Origin of the sequence: Limosilactobacillus difficilis (assembly GCF_947387495.1) — a bacterium.
Classification (GTDB): domain Bacteria; phylum Bacillota; class Bacilli; order Lactobacillales; family Lactobacillaceae; genus Limosilactobacillus; species Limosilactobacillus difficilis.
This window is the reverse complement of record NZ_CANDNU010000045.1, coordinates 1-12,125: the sequence shown is the minus strand read 5'-3', so window position 1 is coordinate 12,125 and position 12,125 is coordinate 1. Positions and strand designations below refer to the sequence as shown.

At 38.2% G+C, this 12,125-nt stretch carries 12 protein-coding genes and 1 pseudogene; all 13 read right to left on the bottom strand.

The features are described 5' to 3' along the window. Positions 1-483: 483 nt before the first annotated feature. A pseudogene (locus tag QOR82_RS07660) lies at positions 484-752 on the bottom strand (helix-turn-helix domain-containing protein). Between the two features lie 2 nt (positions 753-754). Then, positions 755-967 carry a type II toxin-antitoxin system RelE/ParE family toxin gene (locus QOR82_RS07655; RefSeq protein ID WP_283584186.1) on the bottom strand — a complete coding sequence of 71 codons (213 nt, stop codon included), beginning with the start codon at positions 965-967 and terminating at the stop codon, positions 755-757. Next, the gene (locus QOR82_RS07650; protein WP_283584185.1) at positions 948-1,232 is read right to left on the bottom strand and encodes a TIR domain-containing protein; all 285 of its coding nucleotides are present in this window, start codon (positions 1,230-1,232) and stop codon (positions 948-950) included. Before QOR82_RS07650 ends, QOR82_RS07655 begins: the two co-directional genes overlap by 20 nt. 983 nt (positions 1,233-2,215) lie before the next feature. Then, positions 2,216-3,436, bottom strand: coding sequence for a tyrosine-type recombinase/integrase (locus QOR82_RS07645; RefSeq protein ID WP_283584184.1), 1,221 nt, complete (start codon positions 3,434-3,436; stop codon positions 2,216-2,218). Continuing rightward, positions 3,436-3,633, bottom strand: coding sequence for a DUF3173 family protein (locus tag QOR82_RS07640; protein ID WP_283584183.1), 198 nt, complete (start codon positions 3,631-3,633; stop codon positions 3,436-3,438). The genes QOR82_RS07645 and QOR82_RS07640 overlap by 1 nt, the downstream gene beginning before the upstream one ends. Next, positions 3,599-4,513, bottom strand: a complete 915-nt coding sequence (locus QOR82_RS07635; protein ID WP_283584182.1) for a rolling circle replication-associated protein — start codon at positions 4,511-4,513, stop codon at positions 3,599-3,601. The genes QOR82_RS07640 and QOR82_RS07635 overlap by 35 nt, the downstream gene beginning before the upstream one ends. A gap of 116 nt (positions 4,514-4,629) precedes the next feature. After that, positions 4,630-5,484 (bottom strand): cell division protein FtsK, encoded by an 855-nt coding sequence (locus QOR82_RS07630; protein WP_283584181.1) that lies wholly within the window; start codon positions 5,482-5,484, stop codon positions 4,630-4,632. Beyond that, the gene (locus tag QOR82_RS07625) at positions 5,474-6,040 is read right to left on the bottom strand and encodes a hypothetical protein (protein ID WP_283584180.1); all 567 of its coding nucleotides are present in this window, start codon (positions 6,038-6,040) and stop codon (positions 5,474-5,476) included. Before QOR82_RS07625 ends, QOR82_RS07630 begins: the two co-directional genes overlap by 11 nt. Beyond that, positions 6,018-6,440 (bottom strand): hypothetical protein, encoded by a 423-nt coding sequence (locus tag QOR82_RS07620; protein WP_283584179.1) that lies wholly within the window; start codon positions 6,438-6,440, stop codon positions 6,018-6,020. Before QOR82_RS07620 ends, QOR82_RS07625 begins: the two co-directional genes overlap by 23 nt. A 446-nt stretch (positions 6,441-6,886) precedes the next feature. Continuing rightward, complete coding sequence (locus QOR82_RS07615; protein WP_283584178.1) at positions 6,887-8,107, bottom strand: GIY-YIG nuclease family protein; 1,221 nt, start codon at positions 8,105-8,107, stop codon at positions 6,887-6,889. Beyond that, the gene (locus tag QOR82_RS07610) at positions 8,100-10,052 is read right to left on the bottom strand and encodes a DEAD/DEAH box helicase (RefSeq protein ID WP_283584177.1); all 1,953 of its coding nucleotides are present in this window, start codon (positions 10,050-10,052) and stop codon (positions 8,100-8,102) included. The genes QOR82_RS07615 and QOR82_RS07610 overlap by 8 nt, the downstream gene beginning before the upstream one ends. Further along, positions 10,052-10,996: a type IIL restriction-modification enzyme MmeI gene (locus tag QOR82_RS07605; RefSeq protein WP_283584176.1), complete on the bottom strand. Its 945-nt coding sequence runs from the start codon at positions 10,994-10,996 to the stop codon at positions 10,052-10,054. Before QOR82_RS07605 ends, QOR82_RS07610 begins: the two co-directional genes overlap by 1 nt. A 249-nt stretch (positions 10,997-11,245) precedes the next feature. After that, positions 11,246-12,125, bottom strand: an 880-nt coding sequence (locus QOR82_RS07600; protein WP_152704272.1) for an IS1380 family transposase, incomplete at its 5' end; no start/stop codon positions are given.

Sequence of the window (12,125 nt, the reverse complement as noted above, 5' to 3'; positions counted from 1 at the left end):
TAAACTAATTCTACCCGTTATGGGTTATTTTTTTAATTTATGTTGCACTTGAATTGTAAATTCTCAGTATAAAAAAAGGGCATCTTTTCAGATGTCCCGCCGGCTCGGATAAGTAACCAACTGATCCAATTTGTACGCCAGCATTATACTGTTTGTACAGTTATTATAACCGAGAATTAAGTATGATACAATATTTACGTGCGTCAGGGTGTCTTAACCACACACTCAATTGCACAGGGAGGAGGTTCTCCCAATGCATCATTGCATTATACTGTTTGTACTGCTGCCTCTTTCAAAAAAGCAGCTGAAAAAACTGATTAAGATTCTTCGGAGTCTGTTTGGTTAAACCATTCATTTCAGCAGAACAAACCAGCGTCTGTCTTTTGACAGGCGTTTTTTATTAGGGGTTATTCATTACATTTAGAAAAAGCAACTCCTAACTGTACATCCAGCTAGGAGTACTTTGAAATATCACAAAAACATTTATGCCATAGCTAATGGCTTAAAAGAAGCCATAGCAACCAACCCTAATCCTTTAGCGTAACGATTTAGGGTACTTAAACTAGGAATTGATGTCATATTTTCAATCTTAGCTAGCTGTGGTTGTTTCATGCCAATACGTTTAGCTAATTCAACCTGAGAGATGCCTTATTTACCCGCTGTGCATGTAAATAAGCAAGGCTTTCAATTGCTGTCATTTCGTCTGGCTTAATTGAAGTGAGATTGTGTTTCATATCATTCCAAGTAGTCATAGTTATTTCTCCTTTCGCTCCAACCAATCATCTAATCGATCGAGAGCTTTTTCAACTTCTCGAGGATCAGTTTTATCTTTCTTTTTCTTATAGTGGCTTAAGATAACAAATCGATTCTTATCCCAGCCAGCATAGAGAAATCGTTCAGGCATTGGTCGTAATTCCATTAATGGATGTCGATAGCCTTTAAGAAACTTAGCTTGGGGTTCGCGCATTTGGTTGCCTAGTTGGGATAACAATTCTAATTGATGAGTCCCAAATTTTATCCCGCAGTTTAGACTTGATAGTGTCATCTTTAAACTGGCTTAGATCTTCATTGTCGTTTTCAGCCTTATTTAGATCGTCACCGCTAAACTTCTTGTCTTGCAAGTAATCAACATAATTACGTGCTGTACTATAAAGACCGATATAATTGTATTCCTCTAAAAAGGCTACATTATTGTCAGCGTATTTATACGAAACAAAAATCTTTTTCCCCATTAGATTCTCCTATCAAAGAAAAAATTAAACCATAATTATTCTAGCATTCATATCAAAAAAAGAACAAGCGTTCGTAACGTTGATACTAAAATAGCGCTGCTTATTGTACAGTAATTTAATGCTATAATTATTAAGCTATTCGTCCCCTTGTCATAATAGGGAGGGGGGTGGTAGCTATGAACTTATTAAACGACTTAATCTCGCTCGTTAGTTCACTTATCGTAGTGTGGTTCGGTTGGTGGCTTAACAATCGGCACCACTAACGAGTAATCGAACGGCAATAAGCCCACAATAAAAGCCCTCAGTAACTTAGGACCTTGCTGGGGGCTTTTGTGTTTCGCTATGAACCTACATAACGACTTAATCTCTATGCTTATTATAGCATGAATCGAATAGTTTACCACTTAAAGACGTTCTTTATTAGTTTTTAGTCTCATCAACCTCAAGAGGAGGTAATTGATTTATAAGATCTACGGTTTGAAGTGATACATTAATTATTCTCATATAACAAGTTGAAAATGTATTTTTGATCATTGCTGTATTTTTCCAATTTACCATCTGCATTTCGCCTTTTAGCAAATTTCATCTTATTTACTCGATAGTCAGGTAGCCCATGATATTGAACATCAACGTCTTCGCAAACAGGAACTTGTTCATAGTTAAGATGTAGATTCATTAAAGGAAAACACGTGCACATTTCTTCAATTAATAACGCCAAAAAAGGTACTACGCAATCTCAAATTACGTAGCACCTTTTTCGGTATTATCTATTGATGTTTTTGGTAGACTTTTGGTAGACAACTTGCAATAAACTGCCAATTCTACCAAATTAGCCCCTCTACAAATGCCGTTATCTTAGGCTTCCCTCTTCATGTTGTACTATAACATCACTCTCCTATCAATAGTAGAAATCAGCTTAGGATAATTGATATATCAACGTTTGCCGAGGTTGTTTACCATGGTGGCAAACCGTATGGCAAACATCAGATGACCTTACTAAATGGGATGATCTGGTTGCCATTAAAGTTAATCTGTGATTTTTTAGCTGGTGTTAAGTCCATTGAGCCAACCATCTTATCCGCAATTAATTCATCATTGCGGTCAAACATATGAGCATAATAGCGTAATGTAACGGCTGGACTACTATGACCTAATCGCTTTGATACGGTTAAAACATCCGCACCTAATTCAGCAATTAAGTAAGAAGCATGTGAGTGACGCAACCCACGGCCATTTACATGGGGCACTCCAGCTAAATCCGCATACTTCTGCAAAACATTATTTAGCGTTGACTTAATCATGGGACGGCCATCATAGGACAATACAAATTTCTTTACACCATGTCCCAATTGCACTTGCCGCCAATCTTTCAAGATCTGGGCAAGTTCATCATCTAATGTAATTACCCGTTTACCAGCCCTGGTCTTAGTATAGGGCTTAATTCGATAATCATGTTTGTTCTTGTAGTCCAACGTATGAAAGATCCGCGCCTTGTGGTTAACCAGGTCAATGTCATCCCAGGTTAATGCAAAGCCCTCAGAAACTCGGACACCGGTGCGGTAATAAAACAGCAACATCACATATATACAGCGCTCATAAAAGCCCTTGATACTGACCTGGCTCAAGACTTTTTCAAATTCAGCCTTTGTCCAGTAATTAGCTACTGCTTTACCTTTTGGGATCGCTTTGGTCTTCATCGCTACATTATAAGTCAGTAGTCCTAAATGCTCTGCATAACCTAGAGACTGGCGGAATGCCACATAACAAATATTGGCGTAGTCCTGTGAAAATCCAGACTTAGTAATTAACCAAGTCCGATATTCCTCACAATCACGAACACTAATACTGTCTAATTGTTTTAAATCGAAACGGTCAATGGCCAACATAAAAGTTCGTTTATGAGTACTGAATGTGCTGGCTTCAACATCTCCACGATATTTTGGAAGAAAGTCTTGCCGCATAAAAGTGCCATAACTCATCCGCCGTAAATCTTTAGCATGGGTGTGCATATACTGCACCTTGACCCGCATAGCCTCATTTTCCGCCTCTTTAGGGGACCGAAAAGGCAAGCCCTTAGCATCCTTACGCGCTTTCTTGAAATGTTGCTTTCCTTCACTATCTCTGCCAAGAAAAACTTGGTAAAAGAAATGACCATTTTCATCAACCCGAACGAACTTATAACCATCAATTTTCATTGACTTCATTAATTATCATCCTCCGATTGAGGAAGGGCGATAATTTTTGTGATAGCAGTCGTTGGCACTAGGCCAACTCGTTTACCATTGTAGAATGCAAAGCCCTCTTTCACAAGCTCTTGTTTGGCTAATCGAATAATCCGCCGGGCTTGCCCCTCTGGATAGCCTAAATCACAAAGATCCTGGAAGTTCATCATGGCTTTCATGACCTGGTTCCTCCTTTCTTTTTGCACGTTTGTTATAAAATTCCGTCGTTATTGTTAGCTCAGTTTGATCGTGTTGATAATGACGCTTGTAGCGTTTATCAGCATCATGGTCAATTGAATTTGCTTTCAAAATATTATTTTTAAAGTCTCGTTTAACTATTGGTTGTTCAATTCCTTTTGAAAAACGATAAAGCTTAGTATGTGATGGATATAAACACAGGCGCGCGCCTTTTACAATCTTCTTATTATCAACTTTACTTAAACCTTCTGATTCACTTACCTCCAAGTCGGTTAGATAGGCCATGAGGTAAGCAGCAACATTATCGATCTGTTTTAAGCGTTTAGTTTTTGTGAAGCCATGACGCCACAGTTGAGCCATCTCTTTATTATCAATATACAGTTGTTTACCATCTATCCGTTTAAATAACACATGCAAATGCCAAGTACCGCTGGCTTGCGGTTCCAGTACCGCTAAGTACTCGATCTGCCGTCCAAATGATAATTTGCGAATCCGTTGCATGAAGACTTTGAAATCACGGTACACGATTTTAGTATCAGTTATTGGTTCGGCATAGGTAAGAGTTACCCACAGTTCTGATTTTCCGCCCAAGAAGTTAGCACCAATCAAGCGTCGCAATCTTGCCATCGTAGCTTTAATGCTTTTAAAATTGTCACTTCGCGTTTGAGCACGTTTTTTCATTTGTTTTACCTGACCCGAGCGGAGATCAACATATCGATGATTAGGCAAAACTTTGATAACTTGCTTAGTTGTTGGGGCGTCAGTAATCTCAATAGTTCTACCGTACTGATATGATTTGACCATCAACTGTGCAGGTATTGCATCATAAATTTTGTCTCTTTTCTCATTATCATGTTTCATTTTTATATACTTCTGATTTATGGGGTTAATCAAGTTAAAGGGCAGCCGCATTAGCGGCTGCCCTCGCCTGGTGTCACGGGTTAGTACCACGATGAACACCAGGCACAACAGCTTCATCAGTAATTGCCATTAAGACAAGAAGTCAAATATTTTACGTCTTCTTGCCTAGCAAACGCCTTTTTTAGTATCGACCAAAAGTCTCTAGTGTTGATGAATGGAGCTGCAAATGGTAATACATATCCAGTATCAGTTGTACCTTCCAACCAAATTAGGCCCTCGCCTGTATTTAATGACTCAATGGGTATCTGAATTTCATTACCAAAAGTTAACCGATAAGATTCTGCATTAGCTTGTCCCATATGAACTTTCATGCCGAACTCTTCCTTGAGCGCTGAAGATAGGCCACTATTAACATCGCTGGCTTGTTGCGTGATGATGATCACTCCAAATCCCAGTTGTCGGCCTAACATCATTATCTGATGGATCGAACTGAACCAATGATATTTCATGGCCTTGTCTTCTTTTGTGAGAGCATCATTAAAAACGGCAGACGTAGCACTATACTCATCTATGACTAAGTAATATAGTGGCATCTGTAAACTCTTAGCAGTAGCACCAAACGGAGCATTATCATTAATCCATTCCATACGTTTGTTCATGGCGTTTAGAAATGAATCGACCACTCTTATTGCGTCTTTCTTGTTGTTCGCAACTCTACCATCAGGTAAAAGTGATGAAAGACGTGCCATGTCAGCATTTTTTAAATCAATCGCAAAAATCTGTGTAGGTAACTGCGATGTTCCCAACAGACTATCTGTTTTACAAGGTAATGTTGATAATGAGACTAGCAAGGAAAACGCTAGAAATGATTTACCCGATCCACGCGTACCGGCCACTAACGCCGAGATGTGAGACATTGCTGACCAGTTGATTGATTTAGTGATTGGTACCAAGTATGGATCAGTGATCATAATGTAACCTATCATGATGTAAGTTCGGTCTAATTTCGAAAGTTGCTCTGCCATTTTTAATTTTAGGTGGTAACAACTTAACATTGCATCCAGCCTGGTTCATATAAGCTCCTAATTCACTAGTAAAACTATCATCAGTAATAGTTTTTAAAGTTCCTGGTAAAATAGGCATTGAAAAGCTTGATTTATCAAGTTTAACCTTTGAAACACGACAATAATTTTGACTAAAAGTATCTGACTGAATAATATTTCGATCATATAAGAATAGATTCATTTGAGGTGAAATCAAGCACCTAAATGGGCTAGTACTGCTAAAATAAACAATCCATTGCCTAAAGGTCCATAAAGCATAAGCTAAGCAGATGATAAAAAGCCACTCACTTAAATCCGCTAGGCACTGGAATAGTACATTTACCCACGGTAACCCTGTTCCAAAAATACAAAAAATCCATGAAGCTAAGAATAATAATGTTAGCCAAGGTAGCACTTGGTGAACGTTCATGCCTTGATTATGGTCTGGACGTAGGATGCGTCTAGTGTCCCTGCGGCTTACCATGAGTACCTACCTCCTTTCCACTGAAGCCCCCTGGTAACTGAATTTCATCACAAACCAGGGACGCATGGATGGTTGCAAATGTTGAACCTGGTTGGCTGGATCCAAATAGTGATGTAAATCTAGGGTTGATTAGTTTAACTCCTTGTACTAGCTTTCCAGCTTTTGGAACATTAGAGTTTAAAACTCGGACAGAAAAAGTGGTTAACGCATTAGGACCATCAACAACCTCTCCATCCGACTTAACATAGCGAGTGGAATCGGACAGTACCACTACTTCAGCACGATAGCCAGTAGTTTCTCCGGCATCGTCCTTCATTTCTCGTGTCTTCAGCAAACCTAACGTCATTGCAGCAAGGGCATCTTTGGCACCCATATTTAAAACAGTAACTAAATTGTTCATTTAGCCAAATCCTTTCTTTTCCAAACGCGACATTAGCTGCTTGTTTTAACCGTTAAAACCATTATTTTATTTATATGTATCAAAATAAAAAAGATCAATTCTTGTAAACATACACGAATTGATCTACCCTTAATTATTTATCTTTGTAATTACTGTACAGCTACTTACTCCAAGCATAAAGCAAGTAGCAAAAGTGCACACTTATCCTTTAAAATCAATAACACGAATCTCCCCACGCTACCATCAAATTGGCAGTACGGTGAGGTTTACTGCCTGATGCTCCTCTTATTACACGAAAAATTCTCACTAATCCCACTCAACTTAGAAGAGGTGAAGTTTCAATGTGAAATCAGTTAGCCGCTATATCATAAAGTAAGCTAGTCACGGCCCCTGCTTACCCTTCAAATCAAATAAAATTATATACTAAATTTAATTCTTGTCAACGGTCATTCTAAAAGTTTTAATTTTGACACTATTTCATTAACAACCTCATTAATAACCGTCAAATCAGCAGTAAACCATTCGCGTGGATGAATCATCCTACCATTAGGTGCTTTAATATCAATTTTCAACTGATAGTTGGCCAACGCATGGTGAATAGCCGTTTCAAGTGCTTCAGAGTCTAAATTAGTAACCTGGAACTCTTCACAAACCTTTACAGGGCCATATAAATAAGTTGATTCGTTCTCTGCATTAGTGATTCGTTTTTCTACTGTGCCACTGGTATAGCCAACTTTATAAAGGGGATGTTCTTCCCTAACTTTCAGCACCTCTGGATTAGTACTTTCAGATTTAAGGACATAAATATACCCTGTAACTTGGTCATCAGATGATAGTTTAAAGTTGTCCATTGGCTCAGTCACAGTTCTACCGTATCCGTGACGTTTCTTACTGCCATATAGTGAAGCAATCAAGCCATTCCTTAACGGGTAATTTTCAGTACCATTATCATAAACTACATGCACCCTCGCATCCCGATCACTACTACTCTTATTGTCGTTAGTAAATTCTGATCCAATGGATTCAATATAGAGCAATTGCCCGTTAAGAACATAAAAGTGATGTAACTCAATCTTATTACTCTTATAAGGCCTTGTCTGCCGTTTGCCTGATGCAATATCAGCTTGAACAGTTCTAAATAATGCACGATACTTTTCGAAATCATCCATTCTCTTCCGTTTAGACTTATTTTTAGGAATGTTCTCTTGTTCTTTCTTTATCTCGTTAAGCTTATGTGTATCAAACAGCTTACTATTAACTGTCTCTTTACTATCATTTCCAAAAAGAATTGAATTATCCCCGAGAATATCATCCAGAGAACTAAAGTCATGTTTTTCTTGCTTTACTTGTTGTTCCAGTTTGATATGGCTATCCTCTGTTTTAAGTAACCCCAGTTCATCATATGGTTTAAGTAACTCTAGCTTATCCTTATTAGACCTAAAGCCCTTCAAACGACTAGCCATCCGCCGTTCTTCCATCCGTGATAAATCTGATGTTTTCTCTGGTTCTTTTCCATCATGTTGCTTAACCCATTCTTGGATTTCCTTAAAACGCTCAATATCATGATCATATGAAGTTTTCTTTTTCGCGTGTTGGACGGCAAGTAACTTCCCTGAGTCCGGGTCTGAAAAAATATCGTCAAGAGTCCGAATCTTACGATCATTCATTAGATTGACTCCTCCTTACCCGCATATCTGCTAATTTGGCCAGTGCATAAGCCATCCGCACTTCTTCCTCATCACTAGAATTTTTCTGTGGCCTCCTACCTTTTTCAGCAACAAACTTTTTAGCATTATTGTAAAGCTGAATCAATTCATCATCGCTAAAATCATATTTGCGAGCATCAATTGAGCGTTCAATTAACCGCAAAGTATCACTATCAATGTTCTGCGACATAACATCATAAGCCCGTTGGAATGGGTTAATAGATTCAATAAGGTTAATATCAAGCCGGTCAACATTAATAAATTTATCTGCCATCCGTAAAATTTCGTTCTTGTTACCATCTTTATTGATAGTCTCAACTTGGGCATGACGTAACACAGTATCAGCCACTGCATATTGACTAACTTGCTCTACCTCATCGTCATTCAAATCAGGATAACGAGTCATTACAACCTTTGGGACTAATTCCTTGTTCATTACATTAGCATCTACATTAGCTGCAATACCCTTTTGCACCGCATCATCCTGCAAAATAGCAGCCTTAAGGTCAGGTAAATCATTCTCAATGATACTTTCTACTCGCTTAGTAGTTGGTTCCTTTAACCCTTTAATCAGAATATCAGTATCACCTTGTGGCTTGTCATTCTTATGTTTTCGCCGCTTCAAATGAATTTCAGGTGCCAGTACTTGTTCCATCAATAATGAAGCAGTAATAGCCTTAAGAATTTGATTAACGGCATATTCAACATCACCATCTTTAGCATCAGGTTGCTCAATCATATTGGTAAACTGTGCGTGAGTTTTATTAGAACTATCACGGGTAACCCGACCAATAATTTGGACAATTTCAGTCAAAGAGCGCCGATAACCAATAGTTAATGCTTGTTCAGCCCATGGCCAGTCAAACCCCTCTTTAGCCATATTTAAGGCCACAATAATATCAAGATCATCAGGCCCAGTCAGCTTATCACGAAGGTACTCTCCAACTTTTTCCCGACCGTCTTCATTAACTAAATCAGCAACCTTTAGCATCCGGCCAGTATGTTTATCTTTGATGTAATAAATGCCTGTTTCTTCGTCTTGATGGTAAATGTCACCAATAGTATCAAAGATTCGATCAACTTCATCATACTTATCTTTAGTTGATTCACTAGAGTTAACACTTGGAATATGAATAATGGTTTTCTTAGTAGTATCGAGTGCTTCATCTAACGCATTAGTGTAACGTCCCTGGTAAAATTTGTAGTCAATGCCAAATGATTTTAGATATTGATAACCATCTAACTGTTCATAGTAGGTATAAGTTACTTTATCAAACTTCTGTTCATCTTCAGGGGATAGGATTGGTGCTGAATCACCACGGAAATATGATCCAGTCATTGCCAGTACATGGGCAGATGAATTATGCACGATATTCCGTAAAGCATCCCCAAGCACTGAACTATCATCAGATGATACATGGTGAAATTCATCAATCGCAATCATGACATCATCAAACTGATGATCATCCGCTACTTCCTGGTAAGCAAAACGCAACGTAGCATGAGTACATACTAAAATCCGTCCATCAGATGATTTCAAAAAGTCAATTAACTTCTTAACTTTACTTTCTTGTCCGCCATTAAGAGTTAAATCATACTGTGGATCGACTTTCCAATCTTCATAAAAACCATATTTAACTAGTTCAGTATCCTTAAATGAACGGCCAATGGAACGTTCTGGGACCGCTACAATGACTTTCTTAATTCCCTGGTTAGCTAACTTATCTAAGGCAACAAACATTAAAGCCCGTGACTTTCCAGAAGCCGGTGGTGCCTTGACTAAGATGTATTTTGATTTACGGTGTTGATAAACACGGGCCTGCATTTCCCGCATCCCTAGCTCATTAGTATTGGTACTCTTACCAGTCTGGTGGTAATTGACTTGAACAACATTTTTATCTTGCATTATTTTTCCTCATTAACTTTTTGACTGTACATATTCAGCAATAACGATAAACGTTCATTATCATCCTTAAATGGTCGGTCACGGTAAGCACGATCAACTACCTCATCTAGTTCCTGGTGAGCAGCTAACAGCCTAGGATTCATTGGTTTTGGATTCTTTTCAGCAAGAGGTGATCCATATAAGTCAGCCAAAGTGCCACCTTCCTCATCACGAATATCCAGAATTTTCCAAACAAGTTCTTCAATTTCATTTTTACGTCGAGTAGATAAATTAGGTACTGGGAAGGTATTGTAAACCAGACTAGCCGAAACAATATAGTCTGTTTTAAACTTTCCTCCAATATTGGACAACCAGATTGTGAACATTTTTAACTCTAATAGTCCCAAAATCCATAAGTTTGCATTATATATAGTTTGTGCTGTGTTTGATACAACAACATCATTACCAACAATCCCCATAGGAACATATAGTCTATTACCAGAAGATATAGCCGGTGAAATAATCGTACAATTACTCTGCTCACGCCTTATTTCATCAAATCTATAAGGCGTTTTTGCCAATTGTCTTGTACTTTTTTTCGTACTGTTAGTTCTAGATTCGTAAACTATTTTCATCCTTCTTTTAATCTCGGGATTATCCTTAACTTGTTTATAATCATTCTCAGTCAACCAAAGGGCATATCTTTTATTACCATTAATAAAATCTTTTGATCCAATATATTTATAAACATACTTCATAAGACTAGGATAATCTTGTTTTATCCCATTATATTCTGATTCACTTATGAGTAATCCGCCGCCATCTGTTGGTTGGCTTCCCTTCATCATAATAGGTAATTTGCTAATAGGCTTTCTATGTTTAGAAATAGCAATTCCATTTCCAAACGCTAAATAAGGTCCTATCTCTTCTTGAGAGCTTGTGTACCCTTTATCGCTAAAAATCACTTTGACCTTTTGGGCATTTTTGATATCCGAAATACCAACTATAATTACATCTACACCAGCATTATTCCTGAATTATTCATACCTTCAAAAAAAGTCGTCAGTTTTCATGTTTTTCAAAAACTGACGGCTTTTGATCTTGCTTACTATGTATTGAGACTCTAAATTTTGATGGTATCACCTAACGGTGAGTCATTTTTGAATTTTTGGGTGCACTTATCCCTTGATCGTACAGAATTTTTTTAATTGGGGCTATTTAATAGCCTGAATACGCTGTAATACCTGATAAAAGAGTCGATGATAAACGTGATGAGAACTCAGTCGTAACTGGATTCGTCGACCGGTAAACACAACGCGGGCAGCGACTTTGAATAAACGGATTCGTAATGTACTAACACGCAATCCGGTCTCTGTTTTAGGTAGGGCTATTTGCTTCATAAAATTGATAATATTGTACGCTAATACTCTAACCATCATACGGGCAGCGTTGGCGGTAAACGTTGAACTATCAGTCTTATCAAAGAAGAAGCCCTCTTTGGCTTCCTTGATATAATTCTCCATCTGACCACGCTTATGATACAGTTCAAATGCTGCTTCTGCGGTTAAATTTGTCAGATTAGTCACAATAAATTCATGTGAAAAGATCAATTCGCCAGCTACACGAGTTGACTTAACGTATACTTGACGCGGTTTAGGCCACGAAGTGGCCTGATAAGTTGCTGAGTAATAGTGAGTTTCGGTTTCATGCCACTCAGTTGTGTCGCTTATCTGTACAAACTCTTCTGCCAAGTTGTGTAGTCGCTTATTACGTTTGAGGCGAATAATGTAAAAGACATCATCGGCCTCGCAGGTATCATAAACAGCTGGTGTGGCGAACCCGCTATCACCGCGAACCAAAATATCAGTTTCTGGCAATTGGTCTTGATAATGTTTTAATAACGGTTCCAAAAAGGCTTTTATATCTGTGCTGGTATAGGCATTACCAGGCCGTAGGATGGCTTTCAGGAGGTTACCATCATTATCGATAGCTAGTAATGGATGATACCCCTCCGAGCCATAATGGGCGTTATAGTCAGTAGCTTCTTGATTGCCATAAGTGTCAGAATGGGTTGAATCAATATCAATAATGGTG